This is a genomic window from Duganella sp. S19_KUP01_CR8, assembly GCF_036688705.1.
In the GTDB taxonomy this organism is placed as follows: domain Bacteria; phylum Pseudomonadota; class Gammaproteobacteria; order Burkholderiales; family Burkholderiaceae_D; genus Rugamonas.
The window spans coordinates 108640-133957 of the sequence record NZ_JAQQPR010000012.1 but is presented as its reverse complement, the minus strand read 5'-3'; the positions used below and the strand labels follow the sequence as shown (position 1 = coordinate 133957).

Annotated in this window: 17 protein-coding genes and 1 riboswitch; of the genes, 11 read left to right on the top strand and 6 right to left on the bottom strand. The window is 65.0% G+C overall.

Translation table 11 applies throughout. The features are described 5' to 3' along the window. The first annotated feature begins 37 nt into the window (after window positions 1–37). From V6M89_RS14115 to V6M89_RS14075, 9 genes are all read left to right on the top strand, one after another. Entirely contained in the window at window positions 38–6664 is a 6627-nt protein-coding gene (locus tag V6M89_RS14115; protein ID WP_332853763.1) for a YDG domain-containing protein, read from the top strand. 176 nt (window positions 6665–6840) lie between these two features. Beyond that, entirely contained in the window at window positions 6841–8427 is a 1587-nt protein-coding gene (locus V6M89_RS14110; protein WP_332853762.1) for a ShlB/FhaC/HecB family hemolysin secretion/activation protein, read from the top strand. Window positions 8428–8465: 38 nt separating this feature from the next. Then, window positions 8466–9311, top strand: coding sequence for a FecR family protein (locus tag V6M89_RS14105; protein ID WP_332853761.1), 846 nt, complete (start codon window positions 8466–8468; stop codon window positions 9309–9311). Between the two features lie 86 nt (window positions 9312–9397). Then, window positions 9398–11692 (top strand): heavy metal translocating P-type ATPase, encoded by a 2295-nt coding sequence (locus V6M89_RS14100; protein ID WP_332853760.1) that lies wholly within the window; start codon window positions 9398–9400, stop codon window positions 11690–11692. After that, window positions 11689–12075 carry a Cu(I)-responsive transcriptional regulator gene (gene cueR / locus V6M89_RS14095; RefSeq protein ID WP_332853759.1) on the top strand — a complete coding sequence of 129 codons (387 nt, stop codon included), beginning with the start codon at window positions 11689–11691 and terminating at the stop codon, window positions 12073–12075. Before V6M89_RS14100 ends, cueR begins: the two co-directional genes overlap by 4 nt. 87 nt (window positions 12076–12162) lie before the next feature. Then, a riboswitch (cobalamin riboswitch) is annotated at window positions 12163–12383 on the top strand. A gap of 178 nt (window positions 12384–12561) precedes the next feature. Beyond that, window positions 12562–13158 (top strand): MotA/TolQ/ExbB proton channel family protein, encoded by a 597-nt coding sequence (locus V6M89_RS14090; RefSeq protein WP_332853758.1) that lies wholly within the window; start codon window positions 12562–12564, stop codon window positions 13156–13158. Window position 13159: 1 nt separating this feature from the next. Further along, window positions 13160–13495: a DUF2149 domain-containing protein gene (locus tag V6M89_RS14085; RefSeq protein WP_116990142.1), complete on the top strand. Its 336-nt coding sequence runs from the start codon at window positions 13160–13162 to the stop codon at window positions 13493–13495. After that, window positions 13482–17552 carry a cobaltochelatase subunit CobN gene (locus tag V6M89_RS14080; protein WP_332853757.1) on the top strand — a complete coding sequence of 1357 codons (4071 nt, stop codon included), beginning with the start codon at window positions 13482–13484 and terminating at the stop codon, window positions 17550–17552. Before V6M89_RS14085 ends, V6M89_RS14080 begins: the two co-directional genes overlap by 14 nt. Next, the gene (locus V6M89_RS14075) at window positions 17549–19609 is read left to right on the top strand and encodes a TonB-dependent receptor (RefSeq protein ID WP_332853756.1); all 2061 of its coding nucleotides are present in this window, start codon (window positions 17549–17551) and stop codon (window positions 19607–19609) included. Before V6M89_RS14080 ends, V6M89_RS14075 begins: the two co-directional genes overlap by 4 nt. On the opposite strand, the gene V6M89_RS14070 is transcribed toward V6M89_RS14075, so the two are convergent. Beyond that, the gene (locus V6M89_RS14070) at window positions 19599–20363 is read right to left on the bottom strand and encodes a sulfite exporter TauE/SafE family protein (protein ID WP_332853755.1); all 765 of its coding nucleotides are present in this window, start codon (window positions 20361–20363) and stop codon (window positions 19599–19601) included. The genes V6M89_RS14075 and V6M89_RS14070 overlap by 11 nt on opposite strands. A 97-nt stretch (window positions 20364–20460) precedes the next feature. Between V6M89_RS14070 and V6M89_RS14065 the strand changes: the two genes are divergently transcribed. Beyond that, a complete protein-coding gene (locus V6M89_RS14065) occupies window positions 20461–21183 on the top strand; it encodes a glutathione S-transferase (RefSeq protein WP_332853754.1) in 723 nt (240 codons plus the stop codon). Here V6M89_RS14065 and V6M89_RS14060 read toward each other — a convergent pair whose 3' ends face one another. From V6M89_RS14060 to V6M89_RS14045, 4 genes are all read right to left on the bottom strand, one after another. After that, window positions 21184–21384: a heavy-metal-associated domain-containing protein gene (locus V6M89_RS14060; RefSeq protein ID WP_332853753.1), complete on the bottom strand. Its 201-nt coding sequence runs from the start codon at window positions 21382–21384 to the stop codon at window positions 21184–21186. A 28-nt stretch (window positions 21385–21412) separates the two neighbouring features. Then, window positions 21413–21769 (bottom strand): HVO_A0114 family putative DNA-binding protein, encoded by a 357-nt coding sequence (locus V6M89_RS14055; protein ID WP_332853752.1) that lies wholly within the window; start codon window positions 21767–21769, stop codon window positions 21413–21415. Further along, the gene (locus tag V6M89_RS14050) at window positions 21750–22013 is read right to left on the bottom strand and encodes a toxin-antitoxin system TumE family protein (protein WP_332853808.1); all 264 of its coding nucleotides are present in this window, start codon (window positions 22011–22013) and stop codon (window positions 21750–21752) included. The genes V6M89_RS14055 and V6M89_RS14050 overlap by 20 nt, the downstream gene beginning before the upstream one ends. A 173-nt stretch (window positions 22014–22186) precedes the next feature. After that, window positions 22187–22471 carry a type II toxin-antitoxin system HicB family antitoxin gene (locus V6M89_RS14045; protein WP_332853751.1) on the bottom strand — a complete coding sequence of 95 codons (285 nt, stop codon included), beginning with the start codon at window positions 22469–22471 and terminating at the stop codon, window positions 22187–22189. 277 nt (window positions 22472–22748) lie between these two features. Here V6M89_RS14045 and V6M89_RS14040 point away from each other — a divergent pair, with 277 nt between their 5' ends. After that, window positions 22749–23381 (top strand): CCXG family PEP-CTERM protein, encoded by a 633-nt coding sequence (locus V6M89_RS14040; RefSeq protein WP_332853750.1) that lies wholly within the window; start codon window positions 22749–22751, stop codon window positions 23379–23381. 68 nt (window positions 23382–23449) lie between these two features. On the opposite strand, the gene V6M89_RS14035 is transcribed toward V6M89_RS14040, so the two are convergent. Continuing rightward, the gene (locus V6M89_RS14035) at window positions 23450–25273 is read right to left on the bottom strand and encodes a PhoH family protein (RefSeq protein WP_332853749.1); all 1824 of its coding nucleotides are present in this window, start codon (window positions 25271–25273) and stop codon (window positions 23450–23452) included. Window positions 25274–25318: the final 45 nt, after the last annotated feature.

Sequence of the window (25318 nt, the reverse complement as noted above, 5' to 3'; positions counted from 1 at the left end):
CGCGGGCCCAGATCCACACCGGATAGAGGATGCCGTTATGAAAGCCGAGACCAGCCGCTCCCCACAACGCCGCGCACACACCGCGCCGCTGCGCCGCAAACTGATCGCCGTGCTGGTGGCCGCCTGCTACGCCGGCGCCCAGGCCGCTCCGGTCAGCCCGACCGTGGTGGCGGGGCAGGCCAGCTTCAACCTGCAGGGCAAGACCTACTCGATCACCAACACGCCCAACACCATCATCAACTGGCAGAGTTTTTCGGTGGCGTCGGACGAGATCACCCGCTTCATCCAGCAGAGCGCGGACAGCAAGGTGCTGAACCGCATCACCGGCCAGAGTCCGAGCCAGATCCTCGGCTCGCTGCAATCGAACGGCAAGGTGTTCCTGATCAATCCGAACGGCGTGATGTTCGGCGCCGGCTCGCGTGTGGATGTGAACGGCCTGGTGGCCTCCAGCCTGGCGATCTCGAACGCCGACTTCCTGGCCGGCAAAAACAACTTCAGCGGCGACGCCGCGGCGGGCAAGGTCAGCAACGCCGGCACGATCACCACCCCGGCCGGCGGCCAGATCTTCCTGGTCGGGCCGTCGGTGGAAAACAGCGGCGTGATCTCGGCGCCCAACGGCGACGTGGTGCTGGCGGCAGGCCGCAGCGTGCAGCTGTTCGATTCCAAGGATCCGAATGTGCAGGTGGTGGTGTCGGCGCCGGCCGACCAGGCGCTGAACCTGGGGCAGATCGTGGCGCAAGGCGGGCGGGTCGGCGTGTATGGCGCGCTGGTCAGCCAGCGCGGCGGCATCAACGCCAACAGCGCGGTGCGCGGCGCCAACGGCCAGATCATCCTGAAATCCAGCGGCGCCACGCTGGTGGAGGCGGGCAGCAGCACCACCGCCACCGGCAGCAACCTGAACACCGGCGGCGACATTCAACTGCTGGGCCCGTTGGTCGGCCTGACCGGCAACGCCGTGGTCGACGCCAGCGGCGCGGCCGGCGGCGGCACGGTGCTGGTCGGCGGCGATTACCAGGGCAAGAACCCGGCGGTGCAGAACGCCCAGCAAGCGTATGTGGGCAAGGACAGCGTGATCAAGGCCGACGCCACGGACAACGGCAACGGCGGCAAGGTGATCGTCTGGAGCGACCAGGCCACGCAGATGTTCGGCAGCATCTCGGCGCGCGGCGGCGCGGCCGGCGGCAACGGCGGCTTCGTCGAAACCTCCGGCCACTACCTCGACATGCAGGGCACGGTCGACACCCGCGCGCCCAAGGGCGCGACCGGCAAGCTGCTGCTCGATCCTAGCGATGTGTATATCGCATCCAGCAGCGTCGATGCGATCACCCAAGGCATGTCGTCCACCGGCTTCGGAACCTTGACGGGCAGCGGACCTTTCCTGGAGACCGGCGCGGTGGTGGATTCGCTGCTGTTGACGACTACGCTGCAAAGTGCGCTGAACAGCAATACCGTCACCATCAGCACGGCCAACGCATCGGGCACCGGCAATGGCGATATCACGGTGGCGAGTGCGCTGGTCTTCGCCAACGCCGGCACCTTGTCCCTGAATGCCGACCGCGATATCAAGTTAAAGGCGCCCATCACCGGCACCGGCGTCAATCTGGTGCTGACCTCTGGCCGCACCATCGACCAGTCGACCCAGCCCATCGATGCGCTGACCATCCACAGTCTCAACGCGATGGCCCTCACCGACATCAAGATGGACAACGACTACAACACCATCGGCGGCACGGCGTCGCTGCAAACGACCAACGGCAATATCGCGCTGACGGCGGTCAACGTCAATCTCGGCGCCAGCAGCGCAGGCGGCACGCTGGCGGCGATTGCCAACAACGGCGACCTCATCGTCAGCGGCAACGTCAGCAGCGTCGGCAACATGACGCTGACTTCGACCAAGTCCAACGGCGTGGCGACGATCAACAACAGCGTCGCCGTCGGATCCTCCGCCGGCAACATCACCGTGCAGGCCGACAACATGACCTTGAACGGCATGCTGTCAGCGACCACCACGCACGGCGTGCTGCTGACGCCTTATTCCAACAGCGCCAACGTTCAAGTGGGCGTGGGCGCGACCGACGGCACCGGCGTGCTGGGCCTGAGCCAGGCCGAGCTGGCCGGGGTGAGCCTGCCGGCCAACGGCTGGCTGGTGGTCGGCGGGACGTCCAGCGGCCCGGGCAACGGGGCCGGCGACTTGACGGTGGTCGGCAACCTGGATCTGACGGGGGGCCAGAACGCCGGTACGCTGACCTTGCAAACCGGTGGCGGCAACCTGCTCATCAACAGCGGCGCCGCTATCGCCAACACCGGCGTGATCAGCCTGCAGACACTGTCCAACGGCAATCACCGCATCACCAACAACGGCAGCGTCACATCGGGCGCCAACATCAATCTGCTCGCCGGCAAGATGACGCTGGCGGACGGTACGCTGAACACCAGCAACAGCGCGGTCAGCCTGCAGACGGGCAATACGATCGATATTGGCGCGACCGGCAATCCGGGCGACACGCTGGCGCTCACCAACGCCGACCTCGCCAGCGCCCACACCGGCACCGGTGTGCTGTACCTCAACACGACCAAGCCTTCCGCCGCGGGCGACATCGTCGTCAGCCAGCCGCTGACGCTGACCAACAGTCTGAGCCTGGCTGGCACCGGCAGCATCGCGCTGCAGGCGGCGGTCAGCACCGGCGGCCTGGCGCTGAACGCCGGCAGCAACATTACCGCCACCGACAGCGTGACCGTCAACGGCATCTTCGACCTGCAAGCCGGCGCCTGGTCGCAGGTCGGTACCCTGCCGAGCTTCTGCGCCACCGATTTCCGTATCACCGGCGGCAGCTTCGTGCGCGCCGTCAGTGGCAATGGTACGAGCTTGCCTTTCCACCTGGCCGATGTCTACGGCCTGCAAGGGGTGGGGTCCGCGTCCACCGGCCATTCCTATGTGCTCGACAACGATATCGACGCCAGCCAGACGGCGCACTGGAATCACTCCAGCGGCGACATCTACGCCGGCTTCAAGCCGATCGGCGGCCTGGATTACGCCTACGCCGGCACTTTCGACGGCAACAACAAGACCATCAGCGGCCTGACCATCTACCGCCCCGCCAGCAACCATGTCGGCTTGTTCTCGGTGCTCGGTTCGGGCACGATACAGGACGTCAAGCTGAGCGGCGCCACGGTCGAGGGCAACAGCTACACCGGCGCGCTGGTGGGCAGCATCAATATGGGCGGCACCGTCAGCGGCGTGGCGATCGAGTCCGACGTGATCGGCAATGGTTCGAACATCGGCGGACTGGCTGGCTATTCCCAGGGCACCATCAGCAACTCCTACGTGCAGGGCGACGTGACCGGCACTACCTCCAGCAGCACCGGCAGCACCGGTGGCCTGTTGGGCGGCAATACGATGTACGGGACCGTGAACGCCGCTTACAGCAGCGGCAATGTCAAGTCCAATGCCACCGACGTGGTTGACGCGCTGGTCGGCGACGGCGCCAACGGCGGCTCGGTGACGGGCGGCTTCTTCCTGAGCACCGGCGCTGCCAGCGACAGCGCCGGCGCCGTCGGCCTGAACTCGACCCAGATGATGCAGCAGGCCAGCTTCAGCGGTCTCGATTTCGACGGCAACTCGTCGGTGTGGCGCATGTATGAAGGCCACACCTTGCCGATGCTGCGCGGCTTCCTGACGCCGATCACCGTCACCGGCGGCGGCAGCAGCAAGGTGTATGACGCCATGCCGTACGTCTACTCGCAGGCGTTTAGCCACGCCGACATTGACGGTACCTTGAGCTACAGCGACGAAGTGAATGCCGGCACCCACAAGCTCGACGGCCTGTACTCGACCAAGTACGATGTGATCTATGACGCTTCGACGCAGTTGATCGTCACGCCGCGCCACATCACCGCCACCGTCACCAACGCCAGCAAGACCTACGACCGCCTGACCACCCTGGAGCAGGGCACCTCCGACGGCGCCTACACCATCAGCTACGGCAACACGGTGAACGGCGACACGCCCGGCATCAGCGGCACCTTCAACTTTGCCAGCAAGACCGCCGGCACCGGCAAAACCATCACCGTCACCAGCCCGACGCTGACCAGCAACCCGCACGGCAACTACACGCTGGATACGGACGAGGGCGGCCACATCACCGGCACCGGCACGATCAACAAGGCCAACCTGCCGATCAGCGGCCTGAGCGCCACCGGCCGCACCTACGACGGCACCACCGCCATCACGCTCAACGGCACCGCCTCGGTGTCCGCCATCTCGGGCGACGACGTGACGCTGACCGGTTCCGGCACCGCCACGCTGCAGGACAAGAACGCCGGTGCCAGCAAGCTGGTGCTGGTGGCGCTGGGGAACTTCGGCCTGAGCGGCGACGATGCCGGCAACTACCAGCTGGTCTCGCCGAGCAACCTGATGACCGAGATCTCGAAGGCGCCGCTGAGCGTCAGCAATGTGACAGCCAACAGCCGCGTGTACAACATGGACTGGAACCCGGCCGCCGGCCAATACGGCACCTTGGCGACCCTGGACGTGGCGGGCGGCGTAGTGACCGGCGTGATCGGCAGCGACGTCGTCACCCTGGCTTCCGGCAGCGGTACTTTCAACAACCGCAACGCCGGCACCGGCAAGAGCGTGACCGCCACCGGCTTCACGCTGGGCGGCACCGACGGCGGCAACTATACGGTGACCGGCTTGCCGACCGGGCTGACCGCCGACATCACCAAGGCCACGCTGACGGCGACCCTGACCAGCCGCCAGTACAACAACAGCACCATCGCCACGACCGAGGGCGCCACGCTCACCGGCGTGCTGGGCATGCCGGAAGGCCCGCTCGACTCGGTCTCGCTGTTCGTCAGCGAAGGCGCCAGCCTCAACTATGCCGACAAGAACGTCGGCGTCAGCAAGACCGTCACCGCCAGCGGCGGCACGCTGAGCCTCACCGGCACCGACGCCGGCAACTACACGCTCAACACCAGCACCGGCGTGCATGGCACGATCACCGCGCGTCCGGTGTCGACCTGGAGCGGCAGCGGCGGCGGCTTGTGGAGCGCCGCCGGCAACTGGGTCGACAGCATCGCGCCGGACGGCGCCAACGTGCTGGCCGCCGCCATCGGCAGCGGCGCCGGCACCATCACCTACGACGCCAGCGCCGGCAACACCACGCTGGCGACCATGGCGGTCGGCAGCGGCACCCAGCTGGCGCTGACCGGCGGTGCGCTGACCGTCACCGGCACCGGCGGCAAGTCTTATCTGACCGGCGCCACGCTCAATCTGAACGGCGGCAGCCTGGTGCTGAACGGCGCCATGGAGGCCAGCTACCTGACCTTGGCCAGCGGTGTGCTGAGCGGCACCAACAGCGCCGCCAACCTGACCGTCAACAACCTGACGCAGACCAACGGCAGCATCAACATGAGCGGCTCGTTCAACGTCAACAGTTACGGCAATATTGTGATTGGCAATGTACGCGCGCAGAACGGCATCACGCTGAACGCTGGCGAGAGCGGATCGATCAGCCAGACCGGTGCGTTGACGGCCGACAGCCTGCATGCGATGGCGTATAACGGCATCGCGCTGACCAATAGCGGCAACCATGTTAACGCCTTCACGGCCAGCAATTACCAGGGCAACCTCCAGCTCAACAACACCGTCGACAGCGGCGAGCTGGCGCTGGGCGTCCTGACTACCCACAACGGCAACATCGTCATCGACAACCACGGCGGCATCCATACCGGCGGCACCATCCATGCCTACAACGGCGGGGTGTCGATCACCGCGCACAGTCCGATCACCGTCAGCGACAGCCTGATCGGCAACGACATCGCGCTGTCGGCCAGCACCAACATCACGTTGCAGGGGGGATCGCAACTGAACGCGGTTAACTCGATCAACATGGCGGCGACCAACAACATCGTGCTGGGCGGCTTGTTGAACGTGACCTCGCCGAGCGGCAGCATTTCGGCGGTCGCCACCTTCGGTAACATCACCGTCGGCAGCGCCACCACGATCAGTAGCAACGGTGCGCCGGTTTCCCTGGCTGCGCCGTTCGGCTCGGTGAATGCCACATCGGTCACGCTGGGTAGCGGCACGATACCAAGCATTAACTCGGGCGGTTCCATCCCACCACCGCCTGCGCCAACGCCTGCGCCCGTGCCAACGCCTACGCCTACGCCTGTGCCGACACCGGCGCCAACGCCAACGCCTGTGCCAACACCAACGCCAACGCCAACACCAACGCCTGTGCCGACGCCGGTGCCGACGCCGGTGCCAACGCCGGTGCCAACGCCTACCCCTGTACCTACGCCAGTGCCAACGCCTACGCCAGTGCCAACGCCTACGCCAGTGCCAACGCCTACGCCAGTGCCAACGCCGGTGCCGACGCCTGTCCCGGCACCCGTTGACAGCCATTCATCCGGGCCGGTGGCTCAGGCGCTGAACAGCACGGTCAACATCATCAATACCGTCACTACCGTCACGCAAGGCGGCCCGGCCAAGCCGCTCATTTCGACGCCGCCGGAATCCAGCGTCGCCAGCACGTCGACCGGCAGCAGCGGTGGCACCACCAAACCGGACGACAAAGTGCCGGACGATAAGGATAAGTCCAGTGGCAAGGTCGAACTGACCGCCAGCAAAAACGAGCCGACCAAGAAGATGTATTGCAACTGATGCCGAGCCGAGAAGCACGGGGCCGTCGATGTTACGGCCCCGTTTGTGAGCTGAAATCCAACACTCGGCCGCAGCACTATCAATTTCAATCTTTCAAGTAGGCATTGTATATAAGGGCTATGCTAGCATCAGAAGAGCGTGGAAAATTCCACGCGCCCCATACTACGAGCGAACCCATGAGATATAGCTTAACGCGCCTATTAGCAGGTTCCCTTCTTGCCGCCGCCGTCACTTCGGCCTGGGCGGCCCAGCCGGCGGATGACAATGCCGCCATCCGTTTCGAGATTTCCCGGTTCGAGGTCAAGGGCAACACCCTGTTGCCGCCGGCGCAGGTCGATGCGCTGCTGGCCAAGTTCGTCGGCAAGGAGCGCGATTTCGGCGACGTCCAACGGGCGCTGGAAGCGCTGGAGGCGGTCTACCACGAGCGCGGCTACAACGTGGTGACGATCGAGCTGCCGGAGCAGGAGCTGAACCGCGGCGTGGTGATACTGCGGGTGGTGGAAACGCGCATCGGCCGCATCAGTGTGAAGAACAATCTGTACTTCGACGAGAACAATATCCGCCGCAGCCTGCCCGCCTTGCAGGAGGGCCGCACGCCTGACCTGAAGGCGGTCTCGGCCAACCTGAAGCAGGGCAACGAGAGCCCCGCCAAGGAAGTCACGCTCAAGCTGCAAAGCGGCGAAAAGGACGACGAGGTCGACGCCGTGCTGGACGTCAAGGACCAGTCCATTTGGAAGGCCATGGTCAACGCCGACAACACCGGCACCCAGCAGACCGGCAAGACCCATGTCGGCTTCATCCTGCAGAACGCCAACCTGTTCAATCGCGACCACCTGGCCTCCCTGCAGTACACCACCTCGGCCGAGGAGCCGGGCCGGGTCAAGGTGTATGGCGCCGGCTACCATATTCCGCTGTACGCGCTGGGCGACTCGCTGGACTTCTTCGCCAGCTATTCCAACGTCGATTCCGGCACCGTGTCGGCCGGCGCGGTCAACCTGGCCGTCAGCGGCAAGGGCGCGGTGTACGGCGCGCGCTACAACCAGAGCCTTGCCAAGCGCGGCGAGCTGGAATCCAAGCTGAGCTACGGCGTCGACTACAAGGCCTTCAAGAGCAGCGTGCAGTTGCAGGGCCAGGAGCTGGGCAACGATGTGACCGTGCATCCGCTCAGCATCAGCTACCAGGGCACGCTGCCGATCAAGCAGGGCGAAGTAAGCGGCCAGCTGACCTTGCTGCGCAATATCTCCGGCGGCGCCAAGGGCGACCAGGCCGCGTTCACGGCGGCCCGCGCCGGCGCCAAGGCCGACTACACCATGCTGCGCCTGGCCGGCAGCCTGACCCGCGCGCTGGCCAACGACTGGCAGCTGCGCGCCATCCTCAACGGCCAGTACAGCAGCGATGCGCTGATCCCCGGCGAGCAATTCGGCGCCGGCGGCGCGACCTCGGTGCGCGGCTTCATCGAGCGCGAGATTTCCAACGACTCCGGCCTGGGCGTCAACCTGGAAGCCTACACGCCGAACCTGTGCACCCACGCCGGCTGGAATTGCCGCCTGCTGGCTTTTTACGACACCGCTTATGCCAAGCGCAACCACGCGCTGCCCGAAGAGCTGACCAGCACCACCATCGCCAGCACCGGCGTCGGCGCGCGGTTCGTGCTGTCCACCTACGTCAACCTGCAACTCGATTTCGGCCACGTGGTCCGCGCCGGCGCGACCGGCCGCGACAACGCCAGCCGCCTGCACCTGCGTCTGGGACTGGCGTACTGACCGCGTGCGGTTCACCCTGAAATGTACTGGAAATGAAAATGCCACAGCCAACTAACTCCATCGTCGTCCGGGCCCTGTTCAAGGGCTTGCTGTTGCTGGCGCTGTGCGGCATGGCCAGCGCGGGCTGGGCCGCGCAAGTGGCGGGCACCATCGTGCAGCTGAGCGGGCCGCTGCTGGCCAAGAAGGCCGGCGGCGTGGTGCGCATCCTGTCGATGCGCTCCGAAGTCGAAAGCGGCGACACGCTGGTGACCGAGAAAAACACCTACGCCATGGTGAAATTCATCGACAACAGCGAGATCACGCTCAAGCCGGGCACCACCTTCAAGGTCGAGGACTTCAGCTACGACGCCGGCAAGCCCGACGCCGACAGCGCCTCGTTCAGCCTGGTCAAGGGCGGCCTGCGCTCGGTCACCGGCCTGCTGGGCAAGCGCAACAAGGAAAAGTTCGCCATGAAGACGCCGAGCGCCACCATCGGCATCCGCGGCACCACCTTCATCGCCGACATCGTCGAGCCGAGCGAGGAGGCGGTGGCCTCGCGCCTGGCCTACAACCTGGCCAGCACCGCCGCGCTGGACCAGCTGGCCGCGCCGGTGCAACCGCTGATGCTGGCGCAGTTGACGCTGCCGTCGCCGACCGCTGCGCGCGCGCCGGGCCTGTACGTGCAGGTGCTCGACGGCTTGATCCATGTGACCAACCCGTCCGGCACGGCCAATTTCAGCGCCGGCCAGTTCGGCTACACGCCGAGCTTCAGGACGCCGCCGGTGATCCTGCCGGCCAATCCGGGCATTCCGTTCACGCCGCCGCCGGCGTTCAGCCAGAGCACCGGCCCGGCGGCCAGCACCGGCCCCAACAAGTCGAACACCATCGATTGCGAAGTGCGCTAAGCCTGGCCGCACCGACGAAAAGGACTTGACCTTCCCATCGTGGGATACTTGATGCTACTGTCATTGAGTCGTCCATTGGGTTGGTCATGTCCACTTCCGCTATTCCCGTAACACTGTCGATCAAAATCGAAGGCATGACCTGCGCGTCCTGCGTGGGTCGCGTCGAGCGCGTGCTGGCGGCCGTGCCGGGCGTGGACAAGGTCAGCGTCAACCTGGCGACCGAAACGGCGCGGGTGGAATCGGCGCGGCCGCTCGATGTGGCGGCGCTGGTGCAGGCGGTCGACAAGGCCGGCTACCAGGCCACGCCCGAGCTGCCGCCGTCCGCTGCCCCGCCTGCCTCTGCGCCTGCCCATCATGCGCTGGCGGGGCCGGGCGGCGGCCGCGCGGTGCTGCTGGCGGCCGTGCTGTCGCTGCCCCTGCTGTTGCCGATGCTGCTGGAACTGGCCGGCCTGCACTGGATGCTGGACGGCCGCGTGCAATGGCTGCTGGCGACGCCGGTGCAGTTCTGGCTCGGCGCCCGCTTCTATCGCGCCGGCTGGCTGGCGCTGCGCGCCCGCAGCGGCAATATGGACCTGCTGGTGGCGCTGGGCACCAGCGCCGCGTATGGCCTGAGCGTCTATCAGCTGCTGGCGTCGACGTCCGCCATGCCGCATCTGTATTTTGAAGCGTCGGCCGTGGTGATCACCTTGATCTTGCTGGGCAAATGGCTGGAGGCGCGCGCCAAACGCCAGACCACGTCCGCCATCCGCGCCTTGCAGGTGCTGCGGCCGGAGTCGGCGCGGGTGCGGCGCGGCGCGCAGGATATCGAAGTGCCGATCGCCGACGTGCGTCCGGGGGAGCTGGTGGTGGTGCGGCCCGGCGAGCGGGTGGCGGCGGACGGCGTAGTGGTGGAGGGCGCCAGCCATGTCGACGAGGCGCTCATCACCGGCGAAAGCCTGCCCGTGGCGCGCCACGCCGGCGACCATGTGACGGGTGGCGCCATCAACGGCGAAGGCTTGTTGCTGGTGCGGGTGACGGCGGTGGGCGCAGAAAGCACGCTGGCGCGCATCATCCGCCTGGTGGAGGACGCGCAGGCGGCCAAGGCGCCGGTGCAGCATCTGGTGGACCGCGTCAGCGCGGTGTTCGTGCCGGTGGTGCTGGTGCTGGCGGTGGCGACCTTCGCCGGCTGGTGGCTGGCGAGCGGCGATGCCGAGCGGGCCATCATCAATGCGGTGGCGGTGATGGTGATCGCCTGCCCTTGCGCGCTGGGGCTGGCGACGCCGGCCGCGATCATGGCCGGCACCGGCGTGGCGGCGCGCTACGGAATACTGATCAAGGATGCGGAAGCGCTGGAGCTGGCGCACCGCATCACCACCGTGGCCTTCGACAAGACCGGCACGCTAACTGAGGGCAAGCCGTCGCTGATGACACTGGAACCGCTGGCGTCGGCCGGCATCGACGAAGGACGGCTGCTGCAACTGGCCGCCGCCATCCAGCGCGGCAGCGAACATGCATTGGCCCGCGCAGTCACCGAAGCCGCCGCCGCGCGTGCCAGCACGGCTAGCGTCGCCAACGCCACTGCGCATGCTGCCACCGGCAGCGGCGTAGCCTCCGTCGCGCCAAGCGCCACCGGCGTCACCGCCTTGCCCGGCCGCGGCGTGGCGGCCATCGTCGACGGCGCGCGCCTGATCCTGGGCAGCACGCGGCTGATGCGGGAGGAGGGCGTGGCGCTGGATGCGCTGGGCGCCCGCGCCACGGAACTGGAGCGGCAAGGCCTGACGATATCCTGGCTGGCCGCTTCAAGCGCGCCGCAGCCCGCGCAGCTACTGGGCCTGCTGGCCTTCGGCGACCGCATCAAACCGCAAGCCCGCGCCGCGCTGCAAGCGCTGCATGCGATGCACATCCAGACCATCCTGCTCACCGGCGACAACCAGGGCAGCGCCGACGCCGTCGGCAAGGAACTGGGCATCGGCCGCATCATCGCCAACATGCTCCCCGCCGACAAAGCCGCCACCGTCGCCGGCCTGAAGACCGGCGGCGCCTGCATCGCCATGGTCGGCGACGGCATCAACGACGCCCCCGCGCTGGCCGCCGCCGATGTCGGCATCGCCATGTCCAGCGGCACCGACGTCGCCATGCACGCCGCCGGCATCACGTTGATGCGCGGCGATCCGGCGCTGGTGGCCGCCGCCATTTCGATCTCGCGCCGCAGCTACAGCAAAATACGCCAGAACCTGTTCTGGGCCTTCATCTACAACCTGGTCGGCATACCGCTGGCCGCCTTCGGCCTGCTCAACCCCATGGTTGCCGGCGCCGCGATGGCGCTCAGCTCCGTCAGCGTGATCAGCAACGCCTTGCTGCTGCGCCGCTGGAAGCCGGACCACCTGAAAGGAACAGCATGAACATCGGACAAGCGGCGGCCGCCAGCGGCGTCTCGGCCAAGATGATCCGCTACTACGAAAGCATCGCCCTGATCCCGCCCGGCAAACGCAGCGACGCCGGCTACCGCATCTACGGCGACAACGACCTGCACGCGCTGCGCTTCGTCAAGCGCGGACGCTCGCTGGGTTTTTCGCTGGACCAGATCCGCGACCTGTTGTCGCTGTGGCAGAACAAGGAGCGCGCCAGCGCCGACGTCAAGACCATCGCCATGGGCCACGTGGCGGAGCTGAACCAGCGCATCGCCGAGCTGACCGAAATGCGCGACACCCTGCAAACGCTGGCCGGCTGCTGCCACGGCGATCATCGCCCCGACTGCCCGATTCTCCAAACTCTGGCCAGTTAAACCCGGGGTCAGGTCCCCCATTTATTCATCAGCTCGGTTGAACAACCGAGCTGATGAATAAATGGGGGACCTGACCCCGGATTTTAAGTATAATCGCCCGGTTTTGGTGCCCGCGCGTCTGTCCAGACGCGCAGTTAAACGGGAAACATGAAGCTGGCCACGCCAGCCAACATGTGCTGCCCCCGCAACGGTAAACAAGCGTCGTCGTTGACGACAAATCCGCCTCTTCAAACCACTGTGCAGTCGCATGGGAAGGTCAGGCGGTGTCGCTTGCCAGCCCGGATACCGGCCAGGACAGGTGGAAGTGCCCAGGCATTTCTGTTCAATCCGCTCACGGGGAAGTGAGCGGCTTGCATCTGTTTCGATCTACATCTATGCATCGATTTTGCGCGCCACGGCCTTGCCGACTGGCGGCCGTGCCTCGCGCACGCGCCGTTCGCGTACGCCTGCGCCCCGATTTCCCCTCTCTGCCTACAGGACCAGCCCATGTTTAACCTGCCCACCGACGCGGCCGTGCACTCCATCGAGACACTGCTGTACTCCATTTCCACCATCCTGTATCTGCCCGTGCTGCTGGGGATCGCAGCGTTGGTGCTGCATATGCTGGTGTGCTTCGGCACCTTCGGCGCCGAATGGCTGGAGCGCCGCCGCGGCGTGCGCGTGCTGGTCGCCACCGCCAGGCAGGAGATGGCCGCCGTGCTGACCGCGCAGGAAGGCGAGCCGGGACTGGACGCCCGCCTTGAGCGGCTGGTGCAGCGCGCCGACGTCAACGGCGTGCGCCGCCTGGACGGGGTGCGCTTCGTGGTGCGCGTCGGCCCGGCGCTGGGGCTGATGGGCACCCTGATTCCGATGGGGATCTCGCTGGCCGGCCTCGCGCAGGGCAATTTGCCGAAGATGGCCGAGTCGATGACCACCGCCTTCACCGCCACCGTGGTCGGCCTGGCGTGCAGCGTCAGCGCCTATGTATTGAGCCTGGTGCGCGAGCACTGGCTGCGCAGCGACCTGACCGAGATCGCCTACGCCGCCGAATCCCACCTCGCGGCGCAAGACCACAAGCCGCACCTGGTGCGCGCGGGAGCCTGAGATGCGCTATATGAACCGCCACCGCTACAGCCGCATCGGCGAGCATAACGAAGACCCGCTGGCGGGCGTCGCCAACCTGTTCGACGCCAGCATCGTCTTCATCGTCGCCATGATGCTGGCGCTGTTCTCGGCCTGGAACATGATGGACCTGCTGGATCCGAACTCCGAAGTCACCATCGCCAAGAAAAGCGCCGACGGTCATGTCGAGGTGCTGACCAAGAAGGGCGCCGAAATCAAGGTGAGCAAAGTCAGCGACAAGCCGCTGTCGGGCTCCGGCAAACGCCTGGGCACCGCGTATCAACTGCCGGACGGGAAGGTCGTGTATGTACCGGAATAAAAAATTATGGGCGCTGCTGCTGTTGCTGGCGTCCCTGTGCATCGGCGGCTATGTGCACTCGGCGCAGGCGCCGCGCACGCTGGCGCTGATGTTGGGCGATATCGAATCGCGTCCCGCCGTGCTGGCGGTGCGCGGCCTGCAGGCCGAGTTGAAGGAGCTGAACGTCGCCGTGCGCATCATCCCCGCCAACGGCATGACGCCGGCCGACCGCGCGGCCCTGACCGGCGCCGATGTGGCGATCGTCAATACCAAGGGCCGCCAGGCCATGGTGGCGCTGGTCGCCGAACTGCAGGCCTTGCAGAAGGCGCGCCGTCCGGTGTTCGCGGTCGGTGGCGCCATCGACGACAGCCTGCGCGAGCAGGGTGTGCGCGACGATAAAACCATACAGTCCTACCACAGCGAAGGCGGCGTGGAGAACATGGGCAACCTGCTGCGCTACATCCTGCGCAACCACTTTGGTTCCAGGCTAGCCGTCGCGCCGGTGCATGCGATGCCGGAAGTGGGCCTGTACGACGTGGCGGCCAACCGCACATCGAGCAGCTACGAGCAGTACCTGCAAGGCTACGCCAACTACAAGGCCGGCGCGCCGTGGATCGCCGTGCCGTTCTACCGCGCCAGCCTGGTGGCGGGACAAACGCTGCCGCTGGCGGCTATCGTCGCGCGGCTGGAAGCGAGCGGCTACAACGTGCTGCCGGTGTTCGGCTATCCGTACGACGTGCCGCTGCGCTTCCTGCTGGACGAAAACGGCAAGAGCCGCGTCGAGCTGATCGTCGCGCTGGGCATGAAGGTGGGCGGCACCGCCAACACCGGCGCGCTGCTGGACAAGATCGGCGTCCCGGCGATCAACGCCATCACCTTGAGCCAGCAATCGCTGGCGCAGTGGCAGGAATCGAAGATCGGCCTCGATATCATCGAACGCACCTGGCAGTTGGCCGGCGCCGAGGTGGCGGGCCTGATCCAGCCGACCGTGGTCGCCAGCCGCGAACGCATCAGCGATGCGCAGACCGGCCTGGCCTACGTGGAGGAGACGCCGATCCCCGAGCGCATCGAACGCCTCAACGAGCGCGTCGCCAGCTGGCTGGCCTTGCGCCAGAAGGCCAACGGCGACAAACGCATCGCCATGCTGTACTTTAACTATCCGCATGGTTCCGAGACCATCGGCGCGGCCTACCTGAACGTGCTGCCGGAGAGCCTGTGGCAGATCGTCCAGCGCCTGAAGCAGGAAGGCTACCAGACCGGCGCCGCGCTGCCGCCGTCGCAGGAAGAGCTGCAAGGCGAAATCCAGCAGTGGGGTAACTACCCAGGCAAGTCCAAGGGCGACTACATGGCGGGCCTGAAGCATCTGGCCGAAAGCGGCCAGGCGCTGCTGGTGCCGCTGGCCGACTACCAGAAATGGTTCGCCACGCTGGCGCAGCCGCTGCGGACGTCGATAGAAAAATCCTGGGGCAAGCCGGAGAACGCGCCTGTCCTGTGGCGCAACGCCAAGGGCGAGCCGTTCTTCGTCTATCCGGCGCGCCGCTTCGGCAATGTGCTGATGGCGCCGCAGCCAGGTCGCGCGTGGGAGCAGAACCTGGAGAAGCTGCACAATGAAGTCAGCATGCCGCCGTCGCACGAATACATCGCGTTCTACCTGTGGCTGCAAAAGGGCTTCCAGGCCAACGCCGTCATGCACATCGGCACCCACGGCACGCAGGAATGGCTGACCGGTAAAGAGGCTGGCTTGTCCGAGAGCGATCCGACCGAGGCGCTGATCGGCGCCATGCCCAATATCTACCCGTATGTGATGGACGACGTGGGCGAGGGCATACAGGCCAAGCGCCGCGGCATGGCCGTCATCATCGACCATATGACGCCACCGTTCGACGTGGCCGGCCTGAATCCCGACCTGCGCGAACTGGGCGCGCTGCTGAACGACTACCGCGTGGCCGAGCAAAAAAGCCCGCTGCTGGCGCGCAGCCACCTGACCGCGATCAACCGCCTGGCGGCCAAGAGCGGCGTGTTGAAGGACATGAAGAAGACCGAGCTCAAAACCGAAGCCGACATGGAAGGGCTGGAGGAATACCTGGACGACACCGGCAGCAAGCTGACGCCGTTCGGCCTGCATACCTTCGGCGTGGCGCCGAAGCCGGAGCTGCGCAACGCCACCGCGCGCGCCGTGGTCAGCCTCGACACCACGTCGACGGCGGAGCAGAAAACCAAGCGTATCGCCCAGCTGGAAAACGATATCGAGCGCAGCGCAGGGCTGGAACTGGAGCGCTTGATGCAGGCGCTGTCCGGCCGCTACATCCCGACCGGCGCCAGCGCCGACCTGGTACGCAATCCGGATGCGCTGCCGACTGGCCGCAATTTCTTCGGCCTCGATCCGTCGCGCATTCCAAGCAAGACCACCTACGAAGCCGGTTACAAACTGGCGCAGCAACTGGCGGAGGATTACCGCAAGCGCCACGGCGCCTGGCCCGACAAGTTGAGCATGAACCTGTGGGGCGTCGAAACCTCGCGCCACGAAGGCATCATGGAAGCGCAGGCGATGGCGCTGATGGGTGTGCGTCCGACGTGGGACGAGCGTGGTCGCGTGACCGGCGTGGAGGCGCTGACGCGCAAGCAGCTGGGGCGTCCGCGCGTGGACGTGACGCTGATCTCGTCCGGCCTGTTCCGCGACCTGTTCGGCAACCTGCTGACATTGATGGACCAGGCCGCGCAACTGGCGCAGAAGCAGGACGATAACGGCCCCGGCGAAGACGGCAACGTGATGCAGGCGCACAGCCGCAAGACCGTGGCCGCCTTGCAGGCCAGCGGCATCTCCGCCGAAGAGGCGCAGCGCATGGCCTCCGTGCGGATCTTCGGCCTGCCGAGCGGCGCCTACGGCACGCAGATCGAGAAGCTGATCCCGCTGACCAACGCCTGGCAGAACGAGAAGGAAGTGGCGGACGTCTTCATCAACCGCATGAGCCATCCGTTCGGCGCCGGCTACTGGGGCGACGACAAGGCCGATCCCGGCCAGCGCCGCGAGTTGTTCAAACAGGCCATCAGCGGCAGCAAGATCGCGCTGCACAGCCGCTCCAGCAATCTGTTCGCGACCTTGGATAACGACGACTTCTTCCAGTACCTGGGCGGCACCGCGATGGCGATCCGCAGCGTGGACGGCAAGACGCCGGAGGTGATGGTCAGCGACCTGTCCAACCCGCGCAAGCCGGGCCACAAGACGCTGGAGCAGTACATGGGCCAGGAGATGCAGGCGCGCTACCTGAACCCGCGCTGGGCCGACAGCATGCTGAAGGAAGGCTATTCCGGCGCGCGCTACATCAACCGCGTGGTCGACTATCTGTGGGCCTGGCAGGTCACCGTGCCGGAAGTGGTGGACGGCGGCAAATGGCAGCGCATGTACGACACCTATGTGGAAGACCGCCACGGCCTGAAGGTGCGCGAGCGCTTCGCCAGCAGCGGCAACCTGCGCGCCTTCCAGGCCATCACCGACCGCATGCTGAGCGCGATCGAACGTGGCTACTGGAAGCCGAGCGACGCGGTGCGCGAAAAACTGACGCAACAGAATGCGCAGGCGATCAAGGATGCCGGCGTGTCGTGCAGCGCCGATTCGTGCAGCAAGGCGACGATGAAGATCGCGCCGCAGTTCAGTGGGCAGTTCGTGCCCAACGTCGGCACCAACGCGGCGGTAGCGCGCGGTGCGGCGGCCGCCGGCCGGGCCGGTGGCGCGGCGCCGTCCGCGCAGCCTTCCGCACCGTCGGCCACGCAGCAGCAGACCGATGCCGCCATGCAGAACGCGGTGGCGGACTTGCAGGCATTGCAGGCCAAGGCACAGGAGCTGCCGCCGCCCGTGCCTGCACGCGCGAAGAACAAACCCGCCGAGCCGGCGCCGAAGGCCAAGGCCGATGCTGCCGACGCCAAGGTCAATGGCTTTGAAATGCAAACGCTGGCCAACCTGACGCCGGTGCAGAAGACCGTCGGCACGCTGGCGCTGCTGGCGCTGGCCGCCGCGCTGATCGGAGTCGGCTACATCGGCCGTCGCAATAAATTGAGTAAGCTGAAGGAGTACCTATGATCGTAAAATCCATCGTCGCGCTGGCGGCCGTTTTTCCGCTTGCATCGCATGCCGACGAGGAGGCCACCGGGGCCGCGCCCACCGCCATGGCTGCGGTGGAAGTGCGCGGCCACTACGACAACGGCGTCGGCACGTCCAGCGCCGCCAGCCAGGGCTCGGTGACTGCGGCGCTGATCGCCAACCGTCCGGCGCTACGGCCCGGCGAGTTGCTGGAGTTCGTACCTGGCGTGATCGTCACGCAGCACAGCGGCGACGGCAAGGCCAACCAGTACTTCCTGCGCGGCTTCAACCTCGATCACGGCACCGACTTCGCCACCTTCATCGACGGCATGCCGGTCAATATGCGCACCCACGCGCACGGCCAGGGTTACACCGACCTGAATTTCCTGATGCCGGAACTGGTGGACCGCATCAACTACAAAAAGGGGCCGTACTACGCGGACGAAGGCGACTTCGCTTCGGCCGGCGCGGCGCACCTGGGGCTGGCGAACAAGCTGAAGGAAAACACCGCCAGCGTCACGGCCGGCGGGCACCAGTACTACCGCGCCAACCTGACCGGTTCGACGCCGCTGGGCGAGGGCAACCTGGTCTACGGCGCGGAGCTGGGCCACAACAACGGGCCGTGGGTCAGCCCGGAAGCCTTCCACAAAAGCCTGGGCGTGCTGCGCTACAGCCAGGGAGGCAGCGACAACCAGTTCAGCGTCACCGGCATGTTCTACAAGGGCGGCTGGTATGCCAGCAACCAGATCCCGCTGCGCGCGGTGCAGAGCGGCGAGATCAGTCCCTACGGCGCCATCGACACCAGCGACGGCGGCATCACCTCGCGTTACAGCCTGTCCGCCACGCTGCGCCGCCGCAGCAGCGACACGCTGTTGCAGGCCAATGCCTACGTGGTGCAATCGAGCCTGGACCTGTACAACGACTTCACCTACTTCCTCGACGATCCGGTCAACGGCGACCAGTCGCGCCAGACCGAGAAGCGCCGCATGACGGGCTTCGACGTGGCGCAGACCTGGTTCGGCAAGTGGGGCGGGCTGGAAGTGAACAACAAGGTCGGCGTGCAGGGGCGTTACGATTACCTGTCGCCGCTGGCGCTGTACAGCACCGTGAAGCGGCAGATCACCGGCACCATCACGGAATCGAAGGTCAAGGAGGCGAATGCCTCGGTCTACTTCGAGAACACTGTGCAGTGGCGCGAGTGGCTGCGCACCACGGCCGGTTTGCGCTATGACCGTTACCGCTTCGATGTGAACAGCAACATCGCCGAGAACACCGGCAAGGTCGGCGAGGGCATGACGTCGCCGAAGATGGCGGTGGTGCTGGGCCCGTGGGCCAAGACGGAGTTCTTCATCAACTATGGCGAAGGCTTCCACAGCAACGACGCGCGCGGCACCACCGTGCACCTGACGCCGAAGGAGCGTGAGCCGATCGACCCGGTCACGCCGCTGGTCAAGACGCGCGGCGCGGAACTGGGCGTGCGCACGGAGATCGTGCCCGGCCTGCAAAGTTCGATGGCCTTGTGGAAGCTGCGTTCGGCGTCCGAGCTGGTGTTCTCCGGCGATGCCGGCGACACGGCGGCCAGCCGTGGCAGCTACCGTTCGGGCATCGAGTGGAACAACCACTACATCGCCACGCCGTGGCTGTTGTTCGACCTGGACCTGGCCTACTCGCGCGCGCACTACACCGAGCATGACGACGTGGGCGACTACATTCCGGGCGCGATCGGCAAGGTGGCTTCGTTCGGCGCCACCATCACCGATATCGGTCCGTGGTCCGGCGCGTTCCAGATGCGCTACTTCGGTCCGCGTCCGCTGATCGAGGATAACAGCCAGCGTTCGGCGACGACGGCGATTGCGTATGCGCGGGTGGGCTACAAGATCGACCGGCGCTGGGCGGTGTCGCTGGATGTCTTCAATCTGTTCGACCGCAAGGCCAGCGACGTGGACTACTACTATCCTTCGCGCCTGCAGGGCGAGCCGGCGGAAGGCGTCAACGACATCCACTACCATCCGGTGGAGCCGCGCACCTTGCGGCTGACATTGAAGGCTACGTTCTGACGAACATCCAGATGGTCAGCACGGCGCCGACGATCACGACGAAGCCGCGCATGACTTTTTCCGGCAGGCGGTGAACCAGCCATCCGCCGCACAAGCCGCCGGCGATGCCGCCGGCGCACAACGCCAGCGCGGCCGGCCAGCTGATCAAGCTGGAGGTGGCGAAGATCAGCGTGGCGGCGGCGTTCATCGCCATCGCCAGCACGTTCTTGGTGGCGGCTGCGGTGCGCACCTGCTGGCCGGCGATGGTCAGCGCGGCCAGCATCAGAAAGCCGATGCCGCCGCCGAAGTAGCCGCCGTAGACGGCGATGCAGCTTTGCACCAGCACCAGCGTCCAGCGCGGCATGCTGCCGGCCGCGTGCAGCGGTTTCTTGCGGAAGCTGCCCCACGCGAACACGCTGGTGGCGAACAGCACCAGCCACGGCACCAGCCGCGCGAAGAACGACGGCGGCGTGTTCAATAACAGGATGGCGCCGAAGATGCCGCCGATGGCGCTGATGATCAGCATCTGCTTGAACGTCAGCGGTCCGACATCGCCGGCCAGCTTGCGGCCGGCGTAGGCGGAGGTGATCTGGCTGGGGAACAGCGCGATGGTGGACGTCATGTTGGCGGCCAATGGATTCAGGCCGGCCAGCAGCAGCGCGGGGAAGGTGATGAACGAGCCGCCTCCGGCCAGTGCATTCTGAACGCCGGCCATGAGACCGGCGGCGGCGACCATCAGGACGATGTGGATTTCAAGTGGCGGGACTGGCGGCATGAGGTGTCGGAGGTGATGGGCTTAACGGTCGATTATAACCGTGTACTGAATATCGTTCCGGGCGCGGTCCAGTCGTTGTCAATGCTACTATCTTGGCATGACGACACCCTACCAACTCTACTACTGGGACGGCCTGCAGGGCCGCGGTGAATTCGTGCGGCTGGCGCTGGAGGAGGCGGCGGCCCCCTACGTGGACGTGGCGCGGCGGAAGCAGGGCATGCCGGCGCTGCTGTCCTGCCTCGATGGCGAGCAGGTCGACCATCCATCGTTCGCGCCGCCGGTGCTGGGCGCGGGCGAGCTGCTGATCGGGCAGACGGCGAATATCCTGATGTACCTCGGCGCCCGTCACGGCCTGGCGCCGCGCGCGGAGGCGGGGCGGCTGTGGGCCAACCAGCTGCAACTGACCATCGCCGACATCGTCAACGAGGTGCACGACACGCATCATCCGATCGCGGTCAGCAAATACTACGAAGAGCAGAAGAAGGAGGCCAAGGCGCGCGCCAAGTGCTTCCGCGAGGAGCGCATACCGAAGTTCCTCGATTACTTCGAGGGTGTGGTGGCGCGCAATCCGGGGCGGGGCGGTTATGCGGTCGGTTCGCGGCTGACGTATGTGGACCTGTCGCTGTTCCAGTTGATCGAGGGCTTGCGCTATGCGTTCCCGAAAGCGATGGCGCGGCTGGAGCCGTCGTATCCGGCGCTGATCGCCTTGCGCGACAAGGTGGCGCTGCGGCCCAACATCGCCATCTACCTCAAGTCCAAGCGGCGGATAGCGTTCAATGAAGACTGCATCTTCCGCCACTATCCGGAGCTGGACAAATAATCAGGCCGCGCTGGTGACGGGGTAGCCCGCATCGGCGATGGCCGATTTCAATGGCGCCAGCAGGGTGGCGCTGTCTATCCTGACGGTCTTGCCGGCCAGGTCGATCTCGACTTTGGCGGCCGCATCGACCGCCAGCACCGCCTTGGTCACCGCGCCCACGCAATGGCCGCAGCTCATGTTCTCCACTTGCAGCTGATACATCGTCGTACTCCTCAAACTGTTTCGATGCTCACACTGTAGCCCTTCCCGTAGTGGGAAGGTCAAGGATTACTTCGTCATAGGGAAAGATCACGCGCCCTTCACCGCAGGGTTCAAGAACGCCGGCGAGTACAAGCGCACGGATATCGGCTTCTACTTTTTCCGCATCACGCCCCATGCGCCTCGCTGTTTCGGTGGCGGTCACTCGGCCCGCACCACAAAGTATCCTGACGATACTCCGGCGATCTGGCGTCAGGACTTCGTCCATCAATTCCTGCGTGACAAACGCCATTCTGGCCGACGTTTGCGGCACACCCGTGTCCCATGCTTGAGAAAAATCATCCAGGCAATCCTCCAGCGATCTGACTTCAAAGATAACCGTTTTCATGGTTCCACCTCGCAATATCCAGGTAAAAATCCTTTTTCAACTGCCCCAGCGTAGTGAAGTTGTACGGCGTTTCTGTGGAACCGAAATGGCGGTGGTCGCCTTTCGCTACTTCGTTGTCAAAGCGAACTACGCATTTGCCATTTACCACATATGCCAGTCGGTATTTATAGGAGTGGAGGGCGTTTGATTGTCTCGAGCCGGGCAAGCTCCAAATGACCAGTTCCGCGAATGCGGATGACGACAGGTGGACGCGTTTTTTTTAGAATCAGGGTTGCCTTCTTCTCGCCCATCGTGCCCCCGCAAATTGGGATTGTCAATTGAGCTAAACAGTAGCCGAATGCAGACAATCCATATGAACATTGATCAGCTATTCTGACCGCATGCCCAAAGGGGGAGCGATATTGGGGGGGGCGTGACTCAATCCTCGGGCGGATCGTTCAGCTTGGCCAGATCCAGGCTGACCAGCGCCCAGATGCCGCCGGCATAGTCCGGCTCGCGGGAGAGGAATTCCACTTCGGAGGGTTTGATTTCGAAGGCCTTGCCTTGTTCGACCAACTGGCCGACGTGGCCGTAGATGGCCTTGGTGGCGTTGCTCATGGCCTTGTCCACCGTGTCGCCGGTGGTGACGCAACCTGGGATGTCCGGCACGGTGACACCATATTTGGTGCTGCCTTTTTTTCGGATCAGGATAGGGATGTCCATGGTCTTACCTCGGCTGTGGTCCGAAAGTCTGGCGAAATCAATGACTTGCAGTGTCTAGTGTCATACAGGTTGCTGCCGGTTTCAAGCACTTTCGTGGCTGACGCCGCCTTTATTGTGCAATGCATTAAAGATTGACATCAAAATTCAGTTGCGATACCATTTAAATAATTCTTAATTACATCTTAAATTGCTTAAATGCAATTTATCTTCCGGCTCCCAATCCTTGCGCCTGGCTTGCTTTTCGATTTGACCATCTCAACCTCCCAACAGGATCAACATGAAAACCATCAAGTTCGCCGTAGTTGCACTCGCTTTGGCCGCCATTGGCAGCTCCAACGCCGCCGTGATCACTTTCCAGACCGGCAGTTCCGGCGCTGGCCCACTGGCAACCGCGCTGGACTACAGCACCTTGGTTGATGCCGCAGTCGCCGGCGGCCACTCGACCGTCCTGAGCAGCTACGACAACGTGTCCAATAATTCGATCTTCGGCGCCGGCACGACCAACATCGCCTTCAAGTCCACCATCGATTTCGGCCTGAGCGCCGCCGGCACCTATTCGTTCCGCGCCGGTGTCGACTTCGGCCGCGGCGGCGCCGTGTTCCTGGACGGCCAGGCCGTCGCGCTGAACACCAACGACATGTGGTGGAACTACGACTACAACACCGCCAATGGCTCGTTCCAGATCAACAACCAGGCCCTGTCGGCCGGCAACCACACGCTGACCATCTACGGCCTGGAAGGCTGCTGCGATGGCGGCCAGCAAGTGCAGTACGCTGCCGCCAACGGCTCTTTCCAGAGCTTCAGCGCCAACACGCTGGCGCCGGTGCCGGAACCTGAAACCTATGCCATGCTGCTGGGCGGCCTGGCGCTGGTGGGCGGCTACGCCCGTCGCCGCAACAACAAAGCCTGATAGAAAAAAGAAGCCCCGCCGGCATTGCTGCGGGCGGGGCTAACAGGTACGGGCTTATTCTACTACATTTACAAAACGTCGCTGGCGTGGTCAGCCAGGCGTGAGCGTTCGCCACGCGCCAGGGTCACGTGACCGCTGTGCGACCATCCCTTGAAGCGATCCACCACATACGTCAGGCCGCTCGACCCTTCGGTCAGGTAAGGCGTGTCGATCTGCGCGATATTGCCCAGGCAAAGAATCTTGGTGCCCGGACCGGCACGCGTGACCAGCGTCTTGACCTGCTTCGGCGTCAAGTTCTGCGCTTCGTCGATGATCAGGAACTTGTTGACGAAAGTGCGGCCGCGCATGAAGTTGAGCGACTTGATCTTGATGCGCGAGCGGATCAGGTCCTGCGTCGCCGCGCGGCCCCATTCGCCACCGTCCGAATCGGACTTGTTGAGCACTTCCAGGTTGTCGTCGAAGGCGCCCATCCATGGCGACATCTTCTCTTCCTCGGTACCCGGCAGGAAACCGATGTCTTCACCGACCGGCACCGTCACGCGGGTGACGATGATTTCGTTGTAGAGCTTGGTTTCCAGCACTTGCGCCAGGCCTGCGGCCAGGGCCAGCAGGGTCTTGCCGGTACCGGCCTGGCCCAGCAGGGTGACGAAGTCGCATTCCGGATTCATCAGCAAGTTCAAGGCGAAGTTCTGCTCGCGGTTGCGGGCGGTGACACCCCACACATTGTTCTTGTTGTGGCTGAAGTCGCGCAAGGTCTGCAGCACGGCGGTCTTGCCGTTGATCTGCTTGACTTGGCCGTAGAACGGCGTTTCGCCATTCTTAGGCTCCAGGAAGATGAACTGGTTGACCAGCAGCGACGGCACGAACGGACCGGTGACGCGATAGAACGTCGCGCTCTGGCCGTTCTTGTTTTCCTGCCAGGATTCGAGGTCCTTGCCATGCTTGGTCCAGAAATCGTCCGGCAGCTGGACGATGCCCGAGTACAGCAGGTCGGTGTCTTCCAGCACGTGGTCGTTGAAGTAATCCTCGGCCGGCAGGCCCAGCGCGCGCGCCTTGATGCGCATGTTGATGTCTTTCGACACCAGCACCACAGGGCGGCCTTCCTGTTCCGCTTCCAGCGAGCGGACCACGGACAGGATCTGGTTGTCGGCCTTGCCGACCGGCAGCCCGACCGGCAGGTCGGCCGTTTGCAGGCGCGTCTGGAAGTACAGGCGGCCCTTGGCGTCCTTGTTGCCCAGCTTGGACAGCGGAATGCCGTTCTCGATGGCGTCGTCGTCGGTGTTGGAGACCAGCGCATCCAAGGTGCGCGACACCTGGCGGGCGTTGCGCGCCACCTCGGTCATGCCCTTCTTGTGGTTGTCCAGCTCTTCCAGCGTCATCATCGGCAGGTAGACGTCGTGCTCTTCGAAGCGGAACAGCGACGATGGATCGTGCATCAGCACGTTGGTGTCGAGCACGAACAGCTTGGTGGTGCCGGTCTGGTCGGCGTGACGGCTGGTCGACGACTTGATCGCCACTTCATGCGGCTTGTGCTTGGCCGGGTGCGGCGCCTCGGCGGTGATCGGCGTGACCTTGCCGCGCGCGGCAGGCACCGGCTTGGCCTTGGCGGCCGGCTTGGCCGCGGCTGGCGCGATGCCGGCTGCGGCGTTCTTCAATACGGACGGCGCGGCCTTCAATACGGCGGCCACGGCTTTGGACTTGCTGCTGGTTTTCGGTGCTTCGACTTTGGTTTTTGCTACAGGCACAGCTTTGACAGGCGCCGCTTTCTTCGGCGCGGGCGCGACTTCAGCCACCGCTGCGATAGCGGGAACTGGGCGCGGCCCTGTCGCTTTTGGATAATCTTTCGCCAGAAGTAAAGTCGCTGGCTTACTAGGTAATTTTGGCAGTGGCATCAGGATCTCATTTGAAAAAAATCTGGAGGAATCCGCCCATGGCGC